This is a genomic window from Cytobacillus sp. Hz8, from assembly GCF_042263505.1.
In the GTDB taxonomy this organism is placed as follows: domain Bacteria; phylum Bacillota; class Bacilli; order Bacillales; family Cytobacillaceae; genus Bacillus_BE.
Window position 1 is genome coordinate 329,240 of record NZ_JBHKFI010000001.1, and the last position, 20,820, is coordinate 350,059.

General features: G+C 35.7%; 21 protein-coding genes. 18 read left to right on the top strand and 3 right to left on the bottom strand.

Annotation, left to right across the window (positions count from 1 at the left end; all coding sequences use genetic code 11):
* The first annotated feature begins 112 nt into the window (after positions 1 to 112).
* From ACE38V_RS01655 to ACE38V_RS01670, 4 genes are all read left to right on the top strand, one after another.
* Positions 113 to 904 (top strand): histidinol-phosphatase HisJ family protein, encoded by a 792-nt coding sequence (locus ACE38V_RS01655; RefSeq protein ID WP_375839395.1) that lies wholly within the window; start codon positions 113 to 115, stop codon positions 902 to 904.
* A 309-nt stretch (positions 905 to 1,213) separates the two neighbouring features.
* Positions 1,214 to 1,390, top strand: coding sequence for a DUF3231 family protein (locus ACE38V_RS01660; RefSeq protein ID WP_375839654.1), 177 nt, complete (start codon positions 1,214 to 1,216; stop codon positions 1,388 to 1,390).
* 146 nt (positions 1,391 to 1,536) lie between these two features.
* Positions 1,537 to 2,040 carry a hypothetical protein gene (locus tag ACE38V_RS01665; RefSeq protein ID WP_375839396.1) on the top strand — a complete coding sequence of 168 codons (504 nt, stop codon included), beginning with the start codon at positions 1,537 to 1,539 and terminating at the stop codon, positions 2,038 to 2,040.
* 30 nt (positions 2,041 to 2,070) lie between these two features.
* Positions 2,071 to 2,451: an iron chaperone gene (locus ACE38V_RS01670; protein WP_375839397.1), complete on the top strand. Its 381-nt coding sequence runs from the start codon at positions 2,071 to 2,073 to the stop codon at positions 2,449 to 2,451.
* A 455-nt stretch (positions 2,452 to 2,906) separates the two neighbouring features.
* Here the strand turns inward: ACE38V_RS01670 and ACE38V_RS01675 are convergent, their stop codons facing one another.
* A complete protein-coding gene (locus ACE38V_RS01675; protein WP_375839398.1) occupies positions 2,907 to 3,812 on the bottom strand; it encodes a DNA-3-methyladenine glycosylase 2 in 906 nt (301 codons plus the stop codon).
* A gap of 146 nt (positions 3,813 to 3,958) precedes the next feature.
* On the opposite strand from ACE38V_RS01675, the gene ACE38V_RS01680 reads away from it, so the two are divergent.
* The 7 genes from ACE38V_RS01680 to ACE38V_RS01710 all read left to right on the top strand — a co-directional run bounded on the left by ACE38V_RS01680 (position 3,959) and on the right by ACE38V_RS01710 (position 8,829).
* On the top strand, positions 3,959 to 4,567 hold the full coding sequence (locus ACE38V_RS01680; RefSeq protein ID WP_375839399.1) for a bifunctional transcriptional activator/DNA repair enzyme AdaA: 609 nt from the start codon (positions 3,959 to 3,961) through the stop codon (positions 4,565 to 4,567).
* Positions 4,564 to 5,094 carry a methylated-DNA--[protein]-cysteine S-methyltransferase gene (locus tag ACE38V_RS01685; RefSeq protein ID WP_375839400.1) on the top strand — a complete coding sequence of 177 codons (531 nt, stop codon included), beginning with the start codon at positions 4,564 to 4,566 and terminating at the stop codon, positions 5,092 to 5,094. The genes ACE38V_RS01680 and ACE38V_RS01685 overlap by 4 nt, the downstream gene beginning before the upstream one ends.
* Before the next feature lie 115 nt (positions 5,095 to 5,209).
* Entirely contained in the window at positions 5,210 to 5,767 is a 558-nt protein-coding gene (locus ACE38V_RS01690; RefSeq protein WP_375839655.1) for a nucleotidyltransferase family protein, read from the top strand.
* A gap of 215 nt (positions 5,768 to 5,982) precedes the next feature.
* Positions 5,983 to 6,528 carry a histidine phosphatase family protein gene (locus ACE38V_RS01695; RefSeq protein WP_375839401.1) on the top strand — a complete coding sequence of 182 codons (546 nt, stop codon included), beginning with the start codon at positions 5,983 to 5,985 and terminating at the stop codon, positions 6,526 to 6,528.
* 94 nt (positions 6,529 to 6,622) lie between these two features.
* Positions 6,623 to 7,210 carry a sigma-70 family RNA polymerase sigma factor gene (locus ACE38V_RS01700; RefSeq protein WP_375839402.1) on the top strand — a complete coding sequence of 196 codons (588 nt, stop codon included), beginning with the start codon at positions 6,623 to 6,625 and terminating at the stop codon, positions 7,208 to 7,210.
* Positions 7,158 to 7,565: a PadR family transcriptional regulator gene (locus ACE38V_RS01705; RefSeq protein WP_375839403.1), complete on the top strand. Its 408-nt coding sequence runs from the start codon at positions 7,158 to 7,160 to the stop codon at positions 7,563 to 7,565. The genes ACE38V_RS01700 and ACE38V_RS01705 overlap by 53 nt, the downstream gene beginning before the upstream one ends.
* Before the next feature lie 7 nt (positions 7,566 to 7,572).
* Complete coding sequence (locus ACE38V_RS01710) at positions 7,573 to 8,829, top strand: FtsW/RodA/SpoVE family cell cycle protein (protein ID WP_375839404.1); 1,257 nt, start codon at positions 7,573 to 7,575, stop codon at positions 8,827 to 8,829.
* Positions 8,830 to 9,089: 260 nt separating this feature from the next.
* Here ACE38V_RS01710 and ACE38V_RS01715 read toward each other — a convergent pair whose 3' ends face one another.
* The gene (locus tag ACE38V_RS01715) at positions 9,090 to 9,920 is read right to left on the bottom strand and encodes a TetR/AcrR family transcriptional regulator (RefSeq protein WP_375839405.1); all 831 of its coding nucleotides are present in this window, start codon (positions 9,918 to 9,920) and stop codon (positions 9,090 to 9,092) included.
* Positions 9,921 to 10,018: 98 nt separating this feature from the next.
* Here ACE38V_RS01715 and ACE38V_RS01720 point away from each other — a divergent pair, with 98 nt between their 5' ends.
* Together ACE38V_RS01720 and ACE38V_RS01725 are read left to right on the top strand one after the other, a co-directional pair.
* The gene (locus ACE38V_RS01720) at positions 10,019 to 13,099 is read left to right on the top strand and encodes an efflux RND transporter permease subunit (protein WP_375839406.1); all 3,081 of its coding nucleotides are present in this window, start codon (positions 10,019 to 10,021) and stop codon (positions 13,097 to 13,099) included.
* Between the two features lie 296 nt (positions 13,100 to 13,395).
* Positions 13,396 to 13,917, top strand: a complete 522-nt coding sequence (locus ACE38V_RS01725) for a CBO0543 family protein (protein ID WP_375839407.1) — start codon at positions 13,396 to 13,398, stop codon at positions 13,915 to 13,917.
* A gap of 253 nt (positions 13,918 to 14,170) precedes the next feature.
* Here the strand turns inward: ACE38V_RS01725 and ACE38V_RS01730 are convergent, their stop codons facing one another.
* Positions 14,171 to 14,365 carry a DUF4177 domain-containing protein gene (locus tag ACE38V_RS01730; RefSeq protein ID WP_375839408.1) on the bottom strand — a complete coding sequence of 65 codons (195 nt, stop codon included), beginning with the start codon at positions 14,363 to 14,365 and terminating at the stop codon, positions 14,171 to 14,173.
* Positions 14,366 to 14,729: 364 nt separating this feature from the next.
* Between ACE38V_RS01730 and ACE38V_RS01735 the strand changes: the two genes are divergently transcribed.
* The 5 genes from ACE38V_RS01735 to lpdA all read left to right on the top strand — a co-directional run bounded on the left by ACE38V_RS01735 (position 14,730) and on the right by lpdA (position 20,549).
* Positions 14,730 to 15,281, top strand: a complete 552-nt coding sequence (locus tag ACE38V_RS01735; RefSeq protein WP_375839409.1) for a GNAT family N-acetyltransferase — start codon at positions 14,730 to 14,732, stop codon at positions 15,279 to 15,281.
* Between the two features lie 516 nt (positions 15,282 to 15,797).
* Entirely contained in the window at positions 15,798 to 16,790 is a 993-nt protein-coding gene (locus ACE38V_RS01740) for a thiamine pyrophosphate-dependent dehydrogenase E1 component subunit alpha (protein ID WP_375839410.1), read from the top strand.
* A gap of 69 nt (positions 16,791 to 16,859) precedes the next feature.
* Entirely contained in the window at positions 16,860 to 17,888 is a 1,029-nt protein-coding gene (locus tag ACE38V_RS01745) for an alpha-ketoacid dehydrogenase subunit beta (RefSeq protein WP_375839411.1), read from the top strand.
* A gap of 26 nt (positions 17,889 to 17,914) precedes the next feature.
* On the top strand, positions 17,915 to 19,153 hold the full coding sequence (locus ACE38V_RS01750; protein WP_375839412.1) for a dihydrolipoamide acetyltransferase family protein: 1,239 nt from the start codon (positions 17,915 to 17,917) through the stop codon (positions 19,151 to 19,153).
* A 16-nt stretch (positions 19,154 to 19,169) separates the two neighbouring features.
* Complete coding sequence (lpdA, locus tag ACE38V_RS01755) at positions 19,170 to 20,549, top strand: dihydrolipoyl dehydrogenase (RefSeq protein WP_375839413.1); 1,380 nt, start codon at positions 19,170 to 19,172, stop codon at positions 20,547 to 20,549.
* The last annotated feature ends 271 nt before the right edge of the window (positions 20,550 to 20,820 follow it).

Below are 20,820 nucleotides of genomic sequence, written 5' to 3' on the forward strand. Positions count from 1 at the left end.
ACTATTAATCTTATATAATCGAATAGTGTGTGTTTAATGTGCAAATACGAACAAATAATACACACTAATAGCAGATGTTTGTTACAACAATAGCCTTAGAGGAGGATCATTAATGTTTTTCATGGATTATCATCATCATACAAATAATTCCCATGACTCAAAAGCGATCATGGAGGATGTTTGTAGGAATGCAATTGATAGAGGAATCAAGGAGATTTGTTTCACTGAACACTTTTCATTAAATCCACTAGCAACTACCTATAATCATTTAGTCCTCGATAACTACTTAGCTGAAATCAAAATGAATCAGCATCAATTTCAAGATCAGTTAACCATTAAAGCAGGTATTGAGATTTGTGAACCTCATCAATTAATCAATGAATATAAAGAGGTATTAGAACCCTTAGAATTAGATTTTATTTTAGGTTCGGTCCATAATATCCATAATATGAAGCTTAGAACCTTTATGGCGGATAAAGAGAAGTATGAGGGGTATTATACCTATTTCTCTGAATTATATGAAATGGTTGCAACGGCCGACATTGATATTATTGCTCATTTAGATTTAATGAAACGTTATGCTTTATCCACGCATGGAAACTATAAATTTCAAGATCATTATGATCAGCTTGTTGAAATATTAGAAAAAGCAATTGCTAGAAATATTGGGATTGAAGTGAATACTTCTGGTCTTAGAGGCGATTTGCAAGAGACTCTCCCGACTTTTTCGGTTCTGCAATTATATAAACAGCTAGGCGGTGAGATTCTGACCATTGGATCCGATTCTCATGCTGCTGAAACGGTAGGCTCAGGTGTAAGGGAAGCATATGAGATGGCTAAGCAGGCTGGATTTAAATACATTTTTTGTTATGAGAAGAGAAAACCAGAAGCTATTTCAATTTAGATTTAAGACCGGGTATCCTAAAACAGGGTATCCGGTCAATTTGTTTTTCTTTAAGATAGCGTAAATTAGCAGCAATGATGAAGATTAGTGTCCAATTTAGGAATAATCTATAAAGGCATAAGGAAAGCTTCAATGTAATGCTTCTCAACCGAAAAAATCATTTTCTTTTTTCGATGAACTTCGCCTCTGCCTTCGCCTGATGGCTTTCCAATCAGCGAGTTTTCATTAGGTGCAATTACTTTAAGTGCATGTTTTTGATATATATGGTTCAAGCTATATAGAAAACTGCATGGGGGAAAGTACAAATGGATCAGATCAAGCCAATTAAACTCTGTAAATGGTAGGCATGATATTGGATTATTGTATAGTAAGTTACTTTTGGACATCAGCTTATATGTGAATGAGGGTACAAAGATATATATTGATCATGGATGGATGGAGCAATCTCCGCATGCGGCCGATCGAGGAGAACTGACTTCAAGGTAGTAAGCTACTTTGTTAAATTTTAGCATTTGTTTCAACTTTTTACACTCCAAAACAAGTCCAGCGAACATCTATATTGAGGAAAAATTTACTTTAAGTATAATAATTTCCCTCAAAATAGATATCCTATAAAAATGGAGGTGTATTGAGTGAAAAAGTCGAAATTATTATTAGTAGCCATGCTAATCCTTCCTTGGCTTACAGTTCCTCTATTAGGAAAAAATACTCTCAAAAAGTATTGGCCAGCATCAATTTTTATTAGCGTCTTCACGAAATATTTAGATGTTTTTGGAGAAAGAAATAGATGGTGGAAATTTTATAAAGGAATTTGGCCTTTCAATAGCATGGATTTTTTAAATCTGGGGCCATACTTAGTTAGTAGTCTTTGGATGTTAAAAGCGACATACGGTAAATTTTTCTTATATCTTGTAGCAAATACATTGTTACATATATTGTTTATTTTTATCGGATTAAACTATCTAAAACAAATCAAAATATTGTCTTTAGTGAATTTAACGAAAATCCGTTATTTATTTATTCATATCTCAAGAGCTATTCTTTTATATGGCTTTGAATATTTGAAAGAAAGAGCGGGAACTTTCATGAAGAAGAAAAACAAATTCAATAATGAGAATTTGCAAATTTTAAAATGAAAGAAGAGTTGCAAGGATAATGAGGGGAAAATGGTGAATAAAATGAATTTTTTAACGATTGATGAGTATATCAATCAATTTCCTCCTGAGATTCAGGAAAAGTTAAAAGCATTGCGGGCAATAATAGGTGAAACTGCACCGGAAGCGACTGAAAAAATCAGTTATCAAATGCCCACTTTTTATTTAAATGGGAATCTTGTCCACTTCGCAGCTTATAAAATTCATATTGGATTCTATCCGACACCAAGTGGAATAATGGCTTTCCAAAGTCAATTAACAGGCTACAAAACTTCAAAGGGGGCTGTGCAATTTCCTATCAAAGAGAAGCTTCCCTTTGATTTGATCAGTGCTATTGTGAAATTTAGAGTTGAAGAGAATAAACATAAAGCGGAAAAAAAGAGAAAAAAATAATGAGACCATAATAATGTTGGCCTCTTGAGCTTATCGGCTACTTCATATATATTCCTCATGAAGTAGCCATTGTAATGGATTAACTTGTTTTCTGTTTGTAGTAGAAGTTGAAAAAGTGGAATGCTACATCTGCTTCGCTTTCGGACACATTTAGCTATTTTCGGTGAACCCAGTCCGAAAGAGCCTCGCTTATGGACACGATTCAGCTGTTTTCTATGAAACCAGTCCGAAACCGCCTCTCATACGGACACCTTTTAGCTATTTTCCATGATTTCTGTCTCTTTACTATCATCATTGATATCATCTAAAGTGCATTCCATTATGCATTTACTTATTAATGGAAAGAACATCTCTTCATCGTTTGCAGGCATTCCTCTTAACTTTTGAATGTGCACAACAAATGCATTTTGCGTTGCTCCATACGGTATTAAAAAGAATACTGAGTCTGTTTAGTATTAATACAGTATTCTCCATAAATAAAAGGTTGCATAGGATTCCCAATGTTTCCAATGGTGAGCTAGTTTTAGAATTTCCTCTTTAGTTGGCTTGCGGTCCATATTTTGTAATGTTTTGATAGAATTGATTAAGCCGACATCATCAATTGGAAATGCCTCCTTAAATCTGAGGCAGCGCATGAGGACATAATTGGCAGTCCAAGGACCGATGCCGCGAATCTTGATCAAGGTCTTTTCGGCCTCTTTATAGTTCAAGTTTTTTAATTGTTCCTTTGACAAAGCTCCTCTTGTTAACAACTGGGCGATTTCAATTATATATTCGCTCTTTTTTAAGGTCATTTTCATGTCTGTTAGGTCTGGGGGCGTTAATTGCGCAATTCGTTCGCAGGTAGGAAAAATCCAGAATTTTTTTCCTTGCCATTCTATAGATTCACCAAATTTCTCTACAAATCTTCGCTTTAAGGTATAGGCAAATGTTAAATTAATTTGTTGACCGATAATTCCCCAACATATGGCTTCAAAAAAATCGGAAAGCCCAATAATTCGGAGCCCATAGTGTTCTTGCACAGGGATATGAAGCAACTGATCAGTTTGGGCGATTTCATAAAATTGCGTTAGGTCCGTATCCAAATCAAACCATTCCCGAATATAGTTGATTAATCCGGCTTTCTCCCATTTATTGAGGGGGCGGTTTAATAAATGCACGACCATTTGTTGATGGTTATTGAGATGGATTCTCACTAAATATCTATTCTCATGAATAACGATGACTTTGATTAATTGTGCATTCTCTACTTCATACATGCATTCGCTCGTATTTCTTGAAAGGTATCCAAGATTTGCAGAGAGATTAAAATCAAAGGGCAATGTGATGATGATTTCATCTTGAAATTCTTGTGTGTTCAAGTGTTCACCTTCTTTATACATGATATTATTTGAATTTAAGTTTATCATAAGGTATTTTTCTTTCCATTTCGTTATCTTGCTATTTTAATACAAGAATCCACTATTTGAAATTGTTATGGATATAATGAGAGAAGAGGTGAATGGACATGTCAAAGAGTGAAGAGTGTCATTGTTGGCAGGCAGACATGCAAAATGATGAGGAGAGACTAACTTTTGAAAAGTGGCAAGCGATTATCGATAACGATCAATCCTATAATGGCCAATTTTTTTATGCGGTTAAAACGACAGGCATCTTTTGTAAGCCTTCTTGTAAATCACGCGTTCCCAAAAAAGAGCATGTCCTTATTTTTTCCACAGCGAGAAAGGCGCTAGAGGCTAATTTTCGTCAATGTAAACGATGTAATCCCATGGAAGAGAAGCTTCCAGATATAGAGTGGGCAGAACGAATTATCCATTATTTGCATCAACATTTTTCAGAAAAAATCACTTTAGATACATTAGCCGAAGAAACGATGGGGAGTCCTTATCATTTACAACGAACCTTTAAAAGAATTATTGGAACTACTCCTGCAGAGTACTTGCAGAATGTGAGAATTAATAGGGCAAAAGAATATTTATGCTATGGGACTAAGACCATTTCAGAGATCGCATTAAGTGTGGGAATGTCAAACACCTCCTATTTTATAACTTTATTTAAAAAGAGAACGGGGAATACACCTGTTGAATATCGAAAACTTCATCAAAAGGAAGAATGAAAACGATGGAAAAATCATGCATTTATTGGTCTTTATTAGTGTATAGGGATTGGGGGTTATTTGTAGCTGCAACAAAAGAAGGGCTATGTTATGTTGGAGCACCAAACCAATCCTTTGAAGAAATGTCCTTGGCGGTTCGAAGGCATATTCCCAATAGTCACTTGATAGAAGCTGAAGAGAATTTAGAGCCTTATAAACAAGAAATTAGTGAATATCTGGATGGAAATAGGGAAAATTTCACGCTTCCGATGGATCTTCATGGAACCCCATTTCAACTGGCTGTATGGAATTCTCTTTGTAAAATTCCATATGGAAAGACAACCTCTTATTCTGAGATAGCGATTGAAATAAATAAAGTATCTGCCGCTCGGGCTGTTGGGACAGCAATTGGAGCAAATCCCATTTTGATCGTCGTCCCTTGTCATCGAGTGGTAGGGAAAAATGGTTCGCTTGTCGGGTATCGCGGAGGTTTAGAAATGAAGAGAAGTTTACTAGAATTGGAAAATAAGAGAGAATACCATCACTAAGAAAATGAGAATGTTCGAAGGAATTTAACTGCTCTTATTTTTCTTTTCCTATTCAAATTCTCAACATGATGGATGAGAGTGGTAGCTTGTCATATTTAGAGGTGAAAATAGGTTGATAAAAAATGAAGAAGATATTATAGCTGAAATTCAAAAGGACGATTGGATGATGGAAATCCTGTATATTGTCCAAACCTTAAATTTACCGGATTGGTGGGTTTGTGCAGGATTTGTCCGTTCTAAAATATGGGATACGCAGCATCATTTTTCTAAGAGAACTCCTTTGCCAGATATTGATGTCATATATTATGATTCAGTTAATGCTGTGGAAGAGGAGGAGAAGAAATGGGAAGGAGTGTTAAAATCGATAGCTCCAAAACTACCTTGGTCAGTTAAAAATCAATCAAGGATGCATTTGAAAAATCAACTACCGCCATATTCTTCATCTATCGATGGGATTTCTAAATTTCCTGAAACAGCTACAGCTTTAGGGGTTAAGCTCGGGAAAGAGAAAAATGTGGTATTAGCGGCTCCTTGGGGAGTAGAAGATGTGATTAAGATGGAAGTAAGGGCAACCCCTTTTTATAAATCAAATTTGAAAAGGATCTATCAAGATAGAGTTATGAAAAAGAATTGGCAATCCATATGGAGCAAAGTGAAAATCTATGATATTTAATGAAGGAAAATGTATGTTTTAAAAAAACTGTATAAAAAGAAGATCTTTTGTTATTTTGACCATTCAGTTATTTACAATAGGTTTACAAAGTACAAAATTTTTTAAATGAGTTGACTGGTACCATTTTTGAAAAGTTGATTGCTTTTCTGAAAGCAGGCAAAGCTTCATATTTTTTTGAATGTTAAAGCAAAGGGAGAAATGAAGGGGAGATTTAGGTGGAGAAAAAGATATATGTGGTTAGACATTGTCAAGCGCAGGGGCAGCAGGCATTTGCGCCACTAACAGAACAAGGGATAAAACAAGCACAACAATTAAGTGAATTTCTTGCAAGTCAATCGATTGACCAAATTATTTCCAGTCCGTTTTTACGGGCGGTTCAATCCATTGAGCCATTGAGCATGAAAAATAATGTAACCATTGAAATAGATGAACGTCTTCAAGAAAGAATTTTGAGTGATAAGGATATGCCAGATTGGCTTGAAGAATTAAAAGAGAGCTTTCAAAATTTTGATTTATCATTTGAAGGTGGAGAATCAAATCGAGAAGCAACCAATCGTGCAACAGCGGTAGTGAAGGAAATTTTGGCAAATGAATATTCAAATACACTTTTGGTCACTCATGGTAATTTACTATCATTACTTTTGCATCATTATGATTCGAATTTTGGTTTTGAAGAGTGGAAGCAGTTAACAAACCCAGATGTTTTCCTTTTCAGATTTAGAGAAAATCAAGCTGATTTTGAGAGAATATGGATGGAATAGCTATTTGTGCAGTCTGGTTCATCCAGACTGTTTTTTTTTAGAGAAAACCTTTCGAAGTGCTATATCGTCTAAAAATAGGAAAGGAGGAACAGATGTGGATGAAATTGCAATTGAAGTCATTGGGATTGAGGATAAAGAAAAATGGATTGATGAGTTGATGACTCAGTTTGGGCAAGAAATTTTGCAGCTCGTTTTTTCTTACGTGAAAAATCGAGAAATCGCTGAAGACCTTACACAGGATATATTTGTGAAATGTTATAAATCACTTGATACATATAAAGGTCAATCTAAGATTAGAACCTGGCTATGGAGAATTGCGATTAATCATTGTAAAGACTATTTAAAAAGCTGGTATAACAGGAAGGTCATGATTACGGATACAGAACCCAATCAATCCACCAGTTCCAATGATATAGTTGAACAATCCGTTATTCAGAAAGATGAGGATCGAATGCTTGTTTCAGCGGTAATGGATCTACCAATTAAATATCGAGAAATTATCTATCTCTATTATTTTGAAGAACGATCTATTAAAGAGATTGCCAGTATGATTGGAGAAAATGAAAATACAATAAAAACTCGGCATAGAAGAGCGAAGGAACTCTTAAGGAAAGGAATGGGAAACCATCATGGACGAACGATTAAAAGGACTGCGAAAATCAATGGAAAAGACAGTCTTTAAACAATTGGATTTTTCCAATAAGCTGCGAAATCAAGTTTTTGAGAAAATAAATAGACCCGATGAGGATTTCGAAACGGTTATTATTTCTATTTTGCAACTACTTGTTCATGAAAAGACGGGATATGAATTGATTAAATTACTCCAAGCAAGGGGAATTCATAAATTTACAAATAATGAGGGGTTTTTATATACCCTTTTACATCGTTTGGAACAGACTCGCTTAATTATTTCAAAATGGGAGACCTCGGGAGAAAAGCTCTATTTGAACAGTGATAAGGGAAAAAGAATTTTACAGAAGGCTGAAAGAAGTACTACAAATAAAGGATTGGCATTAAAAGAGTTGTGCCAGGAGTGAGGGAATTTTGAATAAGAACAGTGACTATTTTTTAAATGAGGTAATGACATACATTCAATCTAAAGAAGCAAAGAAATTGATCGCGTCTGAACTGGAGTTTCATTTGCAGAATGCAAAAGCCTCTTGGATAAAAAAGGGTTTGGATGAAGAAGAGGCGGAGAGAAAAGCAGTAGAACAAATGGGAAGTCCGATTCAATTAGGTTTAGAACTGAACAAGCTCCACCGACCCAAAATAGATTGGTGGATAATTAGTTTATTAGTGATTTCCATGGGTTTCGGATTCTTACCGATTGTATCACTAGAAAACAAGGATTTCTTTATCAATAAAGGAATCATGATCATGATAGGAACTGTAGTAGCTTTTGGAGTAATGATGTTTGACTATCGAAAATTAGAAAAGTATGGTTGGTCGTTTTTTGTGGTGGGCGGGTTGATCCTTTTAATATTAATATTTTTCCCAAACGGTATCATAAATGGGCAGCCATTTATTCATATAGGACCTTTTACGATTGAGGGACTAATGGCCATACCTTTTTTCTATCTTGCTTGGGCTTCCTTTTTCAACCATTACCGATTGAAAATATGGCATTTTTTTCTTTTATTCCTATTAACTTTCTATCTCTTTTTAAATATAACGAATCTTTCCACTACTTTTTTATACAGTCTCATGGTGTTTGTAATGCTGTGGTGGAGTAAATTGGGCAAAAGAAAGGCCTTTTATATAACAAGTATATTTCTTGGAATATCCATAATTGGTGGCATTTCCATTTGGTTCACTGCCAAGAGTTATCAATTGGCGAGAATAATTGGATATTTACATCCGAAAGATCATGCAGATGGGTCTGGTTATGTGTATGTTCATCTAAAAAAGATGATGGCCTCCTCAAATTGGGTTGGCTCAACTGGGAATGTAGACCTTCCGGAAGCACACACGGATTTGGTTTTTGCTACTTTAATCAATCATTATGGCTATCTATTAGCATTTGTCCTCGTAGGAATCCTTTTGTTATTAGTTTTTAGAATGATTTCGATTTCTCAGAAAGTTAGCCACTCATATGGTTATATGCTGCTAGTGGGGAGTATTACCCTTTTTGTCATCCAATTAATTTATAATATCGGTATGACTTTAGGTATGCTTCCCATCATATCTATTTCTTTGCCCTTTGTTAGTTATGGGCTTATGCCTATTCTTCTAAATGCTTTTTTAATTGGGATCGTGCTAAGTATTTATCGGTGGAAAAATTTGATAGCGAATCATATTTAAGAAATTGGAAAGATATTGCTCAGAATGTTGTTAATAATATGTTTAAAGTTTAAGATTTAAGTCAATAGCATTCAAAAAAGCCAGAAAGAATATGGAAATTACAAATCATATCATTGCTTACTGATTCATATGATTTTAAAAGGAGCGGAATATCGCATAGTTGAAAAAGAGCAGTTTCAAGTGATAGGAGTACGACAGGAATTATCACTGTAATTTAGAAAAGGGAGAAGGTCTATTATCATTGACCTTCTCTCTTTGGTTTAGAAATGATAATGCTTTCGAAGGAGGTAAGAAATCCATTTACAATGAGGATGATTTCGAATATTTTCAATTAATCCTCTGATAATGACAGGATTGAAAGAAGGTTGCAGTAGTTCCTGTTTTAAAAGGATTAAGGATTCCTTCTCAACAGATTCCTCTATTTCAACTATTTCTTGGGTTATTAATTCGATTAACTCTTCTTTTGATAATTCATGATCTAAAGATTCTGTCAGTATTTGCTTAAGTTCTTTGGAGAAAAAAGGAATACTTGAATGTTTCGCCAGTAGATTTGTTTTGTCAACAAGGGATTTCGATAATAAATCTAAGTCAAGCGGAATGTGATTAAATAGAAATAATGATAAATAACTATTGATAAATCCTTTGATAGTAAATACTAGATCGTATTTCAGCGGCTCAATTTCTTTTCCATATAATCGATCCACTAAGTGTGAAATACTGCGATCTGTTAAACAATCATAATATCGCATCTTTAAAAAGAGCTCATCATTAAAGGATTGTGTTTGTTCCTTGACGAGTAATTTGGCAAAATTGACATGTTTTTGAAGCGAATGAAAGAGTTCAGAATAAAAAATATATAAAAGGTTCTCATTTTTTGAATTTTTGACCGCATAGTCAATATCGGAAGTGATTTGTTGCATAAAATAGTCAATTAAGGCTAAAATCAACTCATCTTTCGATTTGAATGATAAATAAAAAGCTCCTTTAGAAATCCCGCAGTGCTCTGTAATTTGTTGAATAGAAGTGGATTCAAATCCCTGTTTGGCAAAAAGCTCAAGTGCCTTTTCCATAATTAATTGTTTTTTCATCATTTTTGTCATTCACTCCTAGGTCTAATTGTTGACAAATGACTTGGTAGTCATTATTATAGGGAAATGAGCCTGAATAGTCAAATGAGGATGGTGTGATCGTGAAAGGTCTAGTAAATTTTGTTCTGAGGAACAAACTGGCAGTTTGGCTGCTTACAATTATTATTATAGTTTCGGGAATATATTCTGGTACAAGAATGAATATGGAAACAATCCCGAATATTTCCATTCCATACTTAACTATTACGGATGTATATCCGGGAGAAACTCCAGAAAAAGTGATGGAAGATATTTCGATTCCAATAGAAAAAGCAGTTGAAGGACTTGAAGATGTTAAATTTGTTTATTCCAATTCCTACGCCAATATGTCAAGCATTCAAGTGGAATATGAGTACGGAATTGATATGGATGAGGCGAAACGTGCCCTCCAATCAGCGGTTGAAAATGTAAAATTTCCAGATGGGGCGAAAGAGCCAACGATTTCTGCCATCAGTATGAATATGATGCCAGTTGTTGCATTAAGTGTTAGTAGCACAAAAGAAGATATTGTTGATTTGACTTCAACAGTAGAAGAAACACTATTACCTAAGATTGAAAAAATAGATGGTGTTGCTTCTGCAACGACAACCGGTCAACATATCGACGAAGTTCAATTAACTTATGATAAAGCAAAAATGGCTCAATTTGATTTAACTGAAGATAAAGTAAAAGAAATGATTCAGGCAAGTAACCTCTCTGTATCATTAGGCCTATATGAATTTAAAGATGCAGAAGAAGCTGTTTCTGTCGATGGAAAGTTTATGACAGTTGATGAATTAAAGAATATGATGATCCCGGTAAAACCATCAGCTGCTCATCCATCTCCATTTGTAAAACTAAGTGAAATTGCGCAAATAAAAACTGTAGGTAAAGTACAATCTGTTTCACGAACCAATGGGAAAAATGCCATTACTATTCAGATTGTCAAAGATCAAGAGGCTAATACAGTCGATGTTGTAAATAAAGTGAAGAAGCTCATTAAAGAGGAAAAATCAAAAGTGGATGGACTTGTGATCGATGTATCACTTGACCAAGGAAAACCAATTCAAGATTCCATTTCTACTATGGTTGAAAAGGCATTGTTTGGCGGTCTAATCGCTGTGTTAATCATCTTGTTATTCCTACGTGATATAAAGTCAACGATTATCTCGATCGTTTCCATTCCAGTTTCCATTTTCTTAGCAATATTACTATTGCACTGGATGAATATCACGTTGAATATTATGACGCTTGGTGCAATAACAGTCGCGATTGGTCGTGTCATTGATGACTCCATTGTTGTCGTTGAAAATATTTATCGTCGACTGCATTTGAGAGAAGAAAAGCTAAACGGCCGTGCCTTAATTCGTGAAGCGACTATTGAGATGTTTAAACCAATCATGGCATCAACCTTAGTTACGGTTGCCGTTTTTGCCCCACTTATTTTTGTAGGTGGAATGGTTGGGGAACTATTTATGCCATTTGCCTTAACGATGACCTTTGCTCTTGGAGCTTCATTATTAATCGCAATTACAGTTGTTCCTGCTCTTTCTCACTTCTTGTTTAAGAAGAAATTATATGGAGAAAAAACAGAAAAGAGCCATAAGGGTCCCGGTAAATTATCTAAATGGTACAAAAAAGTTCTGGAAAAAGCCCTTAATCATAAAGTCATAACATCTGTGCTTGCAATCGTGTTACTTGCAGGAAGTTTGGCATTAACTCCATTGATTGGCTTTAGTTTTATGGGTAGTGATGAAGAAAAGGTTATGTATCTGACGTATACTCCTTCAGCAGGCGAACTTAAAGATGAAACATTAGATAATGTCAAAGCTGTAGAAGAGAAGATGCTTAAGCGTGATGACATCGATATCGTACAAGTATCTGTAACGGATAGCGGAGACCAAATGGCTGCCATGATGGGCGGTGGAGGAAATGGTGCATTGATGTACCTGATCTTTGATCCGGATATGAAAGATTTTCCTAAAGCTCGTGATAAAATTGAGGACTATGTCAAAAATATCGGACAATCCGGTGAATGGAAGAGCCAAAACTTCTCTTCAATGGGTTCGACTAATGAAGTAAGCTATTCTCTTTACAGTGAAGATTTAGATAAATTATATAAAGCAGTTGATAAAGTCGAAGGCGTTATGAGTAAGAGTAAGAGCCTCGATGATGTGAAATCAAGTGCCGAAGATGCCTATGTGGAATACACCTTTATGGTTGATCAAAATGAATTAATACAGTATGGCTTAACAGCTGGGCAAATTGTCATGATGTTAAGTCCTAATAAATCAGATGATGTCTTAACCACAGTCGAAAAGGACGGAAAATCGTTAAATGTCATTGTTCAGCAAGAGCAAAAGAAACAACCTAAATCTGTGGATGATATTTTAAAAACCCCAGTTCCGACAGCCCTTGGGACTACAATGCCGCTTTCTGAGCTTGTAACAGTGAAGAAAGGAACAACGTTAAATACGTTATCGCGTAGTAAGGGTGAGTATTATGCAACTGTGTCTGGTACAGTAAAAGATGAAAATATCTCAAAAGCTACATCGAAAATTGAAAAGGAAATTGATAAATTAGATATTCCAAAAGGTGTAACACTTGATGTTGGTGGGGTTCAGGCTGATATGTCTGAAACATTTACAAAACTTGGTGCAGCGATGATTGCTGCAATTGCCATTGTGTACTTTATCTTGGTGGTTACATTTGGAGAAGGTCTTGCGCCGTTTACGATTCTATTCTCTTTACCGTTTGCCGTTATTGGTTCGTTTGTTGGTCTGTTAATTGCAGATGAGACTATTTCTGTATCGGTTATGATGGGTCTCTTAATGTTGATCGGGATTGTGGTCACAAATGCCATCGTGTTGGTGGACAGGATTATTCATATGGAACGCGACGGTATGAATATGCGTGATGCGATTCTCGAAGCAGGGGCAACACGTTTACGACCAATTCTGATGACTGCCATCGCAACGATTGGTGCTTTAATCCCATTAGCCCTTGGTTCTGGTGGAAGCGGCTTGATTTCCAGAGGGCTTGGTGTTACAGTTATTGGCGGATTAGCAAGTTCAACCTTGTTAACATTAATTATTGTCCCAATCGTTTATGAAGTTTTATCCAAGCTATTTAAGAAAAACAGAAAAAATATAGAAGAAAATTAAATGAAATACCCTACAGGAAGAAATTCTTGTAGGGTATTTTTATTTTATCCCACTCTTAACGAACAGTAAGATTCCACTTCAAGATTCTGAGAATACGAAGAAGATAAGTGGGAGATCAACTGTCCGTAAAGGTCCGATAAGTTCAACTAACCATCAGTGGGGGATGAATGAAAACCCCACTGATGGAAGTTTCACTTTATTTGAAAAGGACAAAGATGAACGAAATTTTTAAGGTAAATTCAGCAATAAAATTCTTTTTTACGAACATAATAAAATAAGAAAGAGGTGAGGTGAAAGTGAGAAGAAAACAATTCAATCAAAATTTTTTGCAAGTTAACCTCATTTTGTATTTGATTATTTTGTTCATCGCTCTTTTTAGGAAGCCTCCAATTAAGGACTGGTTGCTTGTTTATTTATTTAATGCTGTAACAAATGGGATTGCTGATAGCATTTTAAGTGCTTATAAAACGGTTTCGTACCCTATTCGCTTCTTTCCAAAAATATTCAAAACCCATATCTTGTTTGACTATTTAATTTATCCTACTGTTACAGTCGTTTATAATCAGTTGACCTATAAAGATAAACCGTTTGCTATTTTTTATAAAGTATTCTTGATTACGATTCCAATGGTGTTAATGGAGCATTGGGCTGTGAAAAGAACGAAGTTGATCAGATGGAATAAAGGCTGGAATTGGTATTACACGTTTATCAGCATTAGTATAAAAACGTTATTTACGAGATTAATGATTGGGATGATTAGAGGGATTTCAAATTTAGAAAAGAAATCGACTTCTCTTTCAGGCATAATGAATAACTAAGAAATAAACCATGCCCCTAAAATAATAACGGGTTCGATTTTGAAGTACAAAATTGTAATTAGAAGATAAAATCGCGTCATAATTAACAACCTAACTAGCAGTTCAAATAACATTATAAATAGCACAAAAAAATGCTTGGATTAAACCCAAGCGTTTTTAATGTTATTCATATTGGTTTTTGTTGAACTTAAATTCCCCTTTTGCAAATTATCCCTGAAATCATACGTTTCTACATCTCCGCCTGTAAAAAAGACTACTCTGCACTCTCCCTTTTGAATAAATAAAAAATCTCGGTGGAAGATAAAGTAGTAGCTGAGACGGGTGCGTAAACACTCACACATTCCCAGCCTTCTTGTCCTAATTTATTCAATTCTTCATCAGGGTTGTTTTTGGATTTAAATAATCCCGCTTTTGGAAAAGTTACTGTTTTGTATTCGAATCTTTTCATTCAACCATCCTCCATTTTTATAAGTCCCATTTCAAGGGCAATCTTACATATATATTCACATATTCATCAAACTAATTCCATCTTAATTAAACTTTATGAAAAACCACTTTTTTTCTTTCTGAATTCCTCAAAATCATTCTAAGCTATTTTCAACAAGAACAATTCTTCTCAAACTCAATCCTTATAATAATACAAATATCTATTCACCCGTCATTTTCAAAAGTGTAAAAGCAAAATTAGCATATCAATGCTTATTTCACAAAATTGCATTTTCTAAACAAAAATTATGTTTGAAATTTCATAAATACGAGAATGAAATTATATGATAAAATTTCCATAAAAGGATGGTAAAGGGTGAGAGATGATGTTTCCAGTTTTAGAAACTGAACGGCTATTATTAAGGGAAATACTTGAGGATGATGCTGAGGTTCTTTTTTCAATTCTTTCAAGAAAAGATGTAACACGTTATTATGGTCAAGAAGCTTTTCAGAATAGAGAGCAGGCTTGCACTCTTGTTCACTTATTTCAAAAAAACTTTAACGAGAATCGAGGAATTCGGTGGGGAATAGAGAGAAAAGACACACATCAATTAATTGGCACAATCGGTCTGAATGCATTTGTGCCTAAACATAAACGTGCGGAAATTGGATATGAGATTCATTCAGATTATTGGAGAAAGGGGTATGCAACTGAAGCCATTTTTGAGATTCTTTCTTATGGATTTAATGTACTCGAGTTAAATCGAATTGGGGCGGTTGTCTTTTTAGAAAATCAAGCATCTAATCAATTGTTAAAAAAACTTGGGTTTCAAAAGGAAGGGATTTTGAAAAATTATATTTTTCAAGATGGGGATTCTCATGATACCAACGTATATTCAATGATAAATCATTCAGCAGATTTATTTAAAACGGAGTGAATCATTTGAAACGATTGAAATGTATTTTTTCGAAAATTATATATTTATTTCATCGCTATTTTCAGCATTTTTCATTTTGGTTTTCTTTGTTTTTAGTAGATATTTTATTTATGCTTGGAGACTTTTCAGTTTTTCTAATCATACCAGAAATAGCCCCAACCATATTTTCCATTCTTTTGATTATTTATATTTGGAGAAAAGTTAGGGATAAAAGATTTCTAAAATATAAAAGCATAAAACAATTAATTAATACCCTGTTTTTTTGGAATTTTACTTTTATATGGGTTTATCCATTTCCTGATATGAAGGGAAAATGAAATGGATTCATCTTGTATCCTAGTTATTACATTATCGTTAAAAAAGGAAACAAAAGGAGACAAAACGAGACTAACATCTCATTTTGTCTCCTTTTTTTGTTAGTGTTTTTTTTTTTTATTGATATCAGGATCTTATTAAAATGGCACGGTAATTGCAATAACAAAATATGTAAGAAAATTTTTACGGGGAGGCAGAAATATGAGAACAATTGAAAGCAAAGAAATTGTTTTAACAAAGGATAAGGCTCAATGGATGTATCAAAAGATGTTGGAGATTAGATTTTTTGAGGACCGGGTACATGAGCTATTTGCGCAAGGAATTTTACCGGGATTTGTTCATTTATATGCGGGGGAAGAGGCAGTGGCTGTTGGCGTTTGTGCACACTTAACAGATAAAGATAGTATCACAAGCACTCACCGTGGACATGGGCATTGTATAGCCAAAGGGTGTGATCTAAACGGGATGATGGCGGAAATATATGGAAAAGAAACAGGGCTTTGTAAGGGGAAAGGAGGTTCCATGCATATTGCAGATCTGAATAAAGGCATGTTAGGTGCTAATGGAATCGTTGGCGGCGGATTTCCACTTGCTTGTGGAGCTGCATTGACTGCTAAATATAAAAAGACAAACGATGTAAGCGTTTGTTTCTTTGGAGATGGTGCACAAAATCACGGCACATTTCATGAAGGAATAAACTTAGCAGCTATTTGGAAACTTCCTGTAATTTTTGTTGCTGAAAATAATGGGTATGCTGAAGCTACACCATTTCATTATGCATCAAGCTGTAAGTCAATAGTAGACCGCGCAATTGGCTATAATATCCCCAGCATTAAGGTAGATGGGAAAGATGTACTAGCGGTATATCAGGCGGCAGAAGAAGCTGTTCAAAGAGCGCGACGTGGGGAAGGACCAACATTAATTGAGTGTGTGACCTATCGAAATTATGGGCATTTTGAAGGTGACGCACAAAAATATAAAACAGAAAAAGAAAAGCTTGAACATAAACAAGAAAAAGATGCAATTAAGTTTTTTAAACAGCATCTCCTTACTCAACAGCTAATAAATGAAAGGGAATTTAAAATTTTGGAAGGTACTGTCGAAGAAGCAGTGAATCAAGCAGTAAAGTATAGTGAAGAAAGTCCTTATCCAAATGCTTCTGAACTTTTAACAGACGTCTACGTTAGCTATTAGTCGTCTGGACTTTTGTGAATATCTTTATATGGTCAAAAAATCGTATTAAATAACAAGGAGGATGTTAAAATGGCAAGAAAATTGAGCATGTCAGCTGCGATTAATGAAGCAATGAAGCTAGCAATGAGAAAGGACGAAAATGTCATATTAATGGGGGAGGATGTAGCAGGTGGCGCTGAGGTTGATCACTTAATGGACGAGGATGCTTGGGGAGGAGTATTGGGAGTTACAAAGGGGCTTGTTCAGGAATTTGGCCGTGAAAGAATTTTAGATACTCCCATTACGGAAGCGGGCTATATGGGAGCAGCGATGGCTGCAGCATCTACCGGTTTAAGACCCATTGCAGAGCTGATGTTTAATGACTTTATTGGCAGCTGTTTGGATGAAGTGTTAAATCAAGGAGCAAAATTCCGGTATATGTTTGGTGGAAAGGCTCAAGTACCCGTAACGATTAGAACCATGCATGGAGCGGGGTTTAGAGCAGCTGCCCAACATTCGCAAAGTTTATATGCGCTATTTACCGCAATTCCTGGAGTTAAGGTGGTTGTGCCGTCAACACCTTATGAGGCAAAGGGCTTATTGCTTGCAGCTATTGAGGACAATGATCCTGTAATCTTTTTTGAAGATAAGACGCTTTATAATGTTGAGGGTGAAGTACCTGAAGACTATTATACCATTCCATTAGGAAAGGCAGAGATTAAACGGGTAGGGGAAGATGTAACGATCGTGGCAATCGGAAAACAAGTGCAAACTGCGTTGGACGCAGCTGAGACACTTGCTGCAAAAGGAATTGAGGTTGAAATAGTGGACCCTCGCAGCCTGTCACCATTAGATGAAGAATCCATTCTTGCCTCTGTTAAGAAAACAAATCGCTTAATTGTCATTGATGAAGCAAATCCAAGATGCTCAATTGCAACCGATATCGCAGCTTTAGTAGCTGACAAGGGTTTTGATTATTTAGATGCACCAATTAAACGTATTACAGCTCCACATACACCAGTACCTTTTTCACCACCACTTGAGGATATTTACCTACCTAGCCCAGATAGAGTCGTTAAAGTGGTTTCCGAGTTAATAGATTCGCCAATTGAAGTATAAGAATTAGGTTGGAAGGAGAAATCAGCATGGCAGTAAAAGTTGTAATGCCGAAATTAGGAATGGCAATGAAAGAAGGAATTGTATCTATATGGAATAAAGGAGTCGGGGATTTTGTTAAAAAGGGAGAATCCATTGCAAGCGTCAATTCAGAAAAAATTGAAATAGAAGTAGAATCCCCTGCGGAAGGAACAGTTTTGAAAATTGCCGTTCCCGAAGGAGAAGGTGTGCCGCCGGGAACGGTTATTTGTTACATTGGAAAAGCGGGAGAGGATATAGAAGAAGCAGAATTAAATCATTCACAGCTAATAAAGACGGATAAGTCTTCAACTATGATGATTGATGAAAGAGAGAATGGTCTGCAAATTCAAAAATCTTCCAAAGTACGAGTGAAAATATCTCCAGTTGCAAGAAAAATTGCGGAAGCAGCAAATCTTAATATAAACAAAATTCAGGGCACTGGACCAGGTGGAAGAATTACGAAGGAAGATGTCCAAGAAGCCTTAAGGAAAGTACAGGTAACTACAGATGATCATAAGGAAAAACCAGATCCAGTACCTTCTGTTGAACATAAGGAAGAAGCACAGAAAATCCCATTAAGCGGAATTCGCAAGGTAATTGCAGACCGCATGTATAATAGCTTACAAACAACAGCGCAACTTACGATTAATATGAAGGTTGATGTCAGTGAGTTGATTGCTTTACAAAAGCAGACAGCAGAAACGATAAGAATTAACTATGATCATAAATTAACCATGACTGACTTTATTTCCCGTGCAGTGATTCTTTCTCTGCAAAAGCATCAAGAAATGAATAGTGCCTATCTAGAAGATAAGATCCATTTATATAAACAGATTCATCTCGGGATGGCTGTTGCCCTTGAAAAAGGGTTAGTTGTGCCAGTCATTCGACAAGCGGAAAACTTTTCGCTTCTTGAATTATCTAAGAAAATAAAAGAAGTCGGACGAAAAGCAAGAGAAGTTAAGCTTTCAAATGAAGAGTTGACCGGATCAACCTTTACGATCAGCAATCTTGGTAGTTATGGAGTGGAGCACTTTACTCCAGTTCTCAATCCACCTGAGTCGGGCATCTTGGGTGTTGGTGCAGTCTATGATACTCCTATTTTCAAAGGAGAGAAATTTGAAAGGCGAAGCATTCTGCCACTTAGTTTAACTTTTGATCATCGAGTGGTAGATGGTGCGCCAGCTGCATCCTTTTTACAAACAGTAAAGCAGTATTTAGAAGAACCAATTACCATGCTTATTTAGAAAGAAGGAAAAGAACATGTCATCCATCGCTATTATTGGAGGGGGTCCTGCTGGTTATGTGGCTGCAATTACTGCAGCCCAGCAGGGGGAAAATGTAACACTTATCGATAAAGGATCACTAGGAGGGACTTGTTTAAATGAAGGTTGTATGCCAACCAAGACCTTGTTAGAAAGTGCAAGAGTTTATCAGGAATGTCAGCATCTTGAGAAATTTGGAATTCATCTTCCCGATGGTTCAATAGAAATAAATTGGAAGTCCATTCTAAATCGGAAAAGCAAAATTATATCCAGCTTAGTTCAAGGAATTCAATATTTAATGAAAAAAAATAAGATTAACGTAATAAAAGGAGAGGCACGATTTAAAAGAAGCCATGAATTAGAAATTTATTCAGAAGGAAAACTAACCGAGTTTCAGGCTAATCAATATATTATTGCAACGGGTTCAGAGCCCATTCAGCTGCCGTTTGCTCCATTTGATTCAGAGTGGATTATCGATAGCAGTCAAGCAATGTCTCTTGATTCTATTCCTTCATCTTTACTAGTTATTGGTGGAGGAGTTATAGGGTGCGAGTTTGCTAGTATCTTTAGTAGAATTGGCACAAAGGTTACTATTGTGGAAATGGCCGAACAAATTTTGCTGGGAGAAGATAGGGATATTGCCACGATCCTTCATCAACAACTAGAACATGATGGAGTTAATATTTATCCGTCGACTGCTTTAAAGAATCTTGATAAGGCAAAAAGAAAAGCTACTTTAGAAAATAAACAAGGACCTTTTGAACTTCAGGCTGATGTCGTGCTTGTATCAATTGGAAGGAAACCAAGATTGGAGCATCTTGGTCTTAAGGATATTGGAGTTGATTTTTCAACCAGTGGGATTTTCGTTAACAATCAAATGCGAACAAACGTGGAGAATGTTTATGCCTGTGGAGATGTGATTGGGGGTATTCAGCTTGCTCATGTTGCTTTTCATGAAGGAACTATTGCTGCATTAAATGCTTGTGGCTTGGATGAACAGGTGAATTATCGTGCTGTTCCTCGATGTATCTATACTCTGCCTGAAGTAGCTAGTGTTGGGTTGACAGAAAAGGAGGCTAGAGAAACGTACGGGGATATAAGGATTGGCGAATTTCCATTTTCAGCTAATGGAAAGGCAATGATTGCGGATGCCCCCTTTGGAAAGGTGAAGGTTTTAATCGAACCGAAATACGGGGAGATTATTGGGATTTCAATTATTGGCCATCATGCTACAGAATTGATTGCTCAAGGAACTGTCATGCTCCATGCTGAGTTGACTATTGATTTGTTGGAAAATATGATTACTGCGCATCCAACCCTTTCGGAGGCAATTCAAGAAGCTTTACTGAGTGCAATAGGTAATGCTGTTCATGCTTAAGAAAAAGAGAAAGATTACAGGATGATTAGAGGCAATCATCATAATCATAGAGTAAATACTGTATATTTCCTCACCATGCGTATAAAAACTTCGTGTAAAACACACGGAGTTTTTTTGAATTTTCAATATAATAAATGTTTATTTATTGAAAGCGCATACAATTTTTAATATAATGAGAGTTGACTATCGGAATAAACCTCAATCCATTTTTCTACTATTTACCACGAAGCTTTTTTAGACCCTCACAATAGGATATTAATAATCTCAAATC

Bases quoted from the DNA above. Each gene is read 5' to 3' on its own strand.
- ACE38V_RS01740 (WP_375839410.1), top strand. From the start codon at position 15,798: ATGAGAACAATTGAAAGCAAAGAAATTGTTTTAACAAAGGATAAGGCT.
- ACE38V_RS01670 (WP_375839397.1), top strand. From the start codon at position 2,071: ATGGTGAATAAAATGAATTTTTTAACGATTGATGAGTATATCAATCAA.
- ACE38V_RS01735 (WP_375839409.1), top strand. From the start codon at position 14,730: ATGTTTCCAGTTTTAGAAACTGAACGGCTATTATTAAGGGAAATACTT.
- ACE38V_RS01715 (WP_375839405.1), bottom strand. From the start codon at position 9,920: ATGATGAAAAAACAATTAATTATGGAAAAGGCACTTGAGCTTTTTGCC.
- ACE38V_RS01655 (WP_375839395.1), top strand. From the start codon at position 113: ATGTTTTTCATGGATTATCATCATCATACAAATAATTCCCATGACTCA.
- ACE38V_RS01750 (WP_375839412.1), top strand. From the start codon at position 17,915: ATGGCAGTAAAAGTTGTAATGCCGAAATTAGGAATGGCAATGAAAGAA.
- ACE38V_RS01685 (WP_375839400.1), top strand. From the start codon at position 4,564: ATGAAAACGATGGAAAAATCATGCATTTATTGGTCTTTATTAGTGTAT.
- lpdA (WP_375839413.1), top strand. From the start codon at position 19,170: ATGTCATCCATCGCTATTATTGGAGGGGGTCCTGCTGGTTATGTGGCT.
- ACE38V_RS01680 (WP_375839399.1), top strand. From the start codon at position 3,959: ATGTCAAAGAGTGAAGAGTGTCATTGTTGGCAGGCAGACATGCAAAAT.
- ACE38V_RS01730 (WP_375839408.1), bottom strand. From the start codon at position 14,365: ATGAAAAGATTCGAATACAAAACAGTAACTTTTCCAAAAGCGGGATTA.
- ACE38V_RS01745 (WP_375839411.1), top strand. From the start codon at position 16,860: ATGGCAAGAAAATTGAGCATGTCAGCTGCGATTAATGAAGCAATGAAG.
- ACE38V_RS01705 (WP_375839403.1), top strand. From the start codon at position 7,158: ATGGACGAACGATTAAAAGGACTGCGAAAATCAATGGAAAAGACAGTC.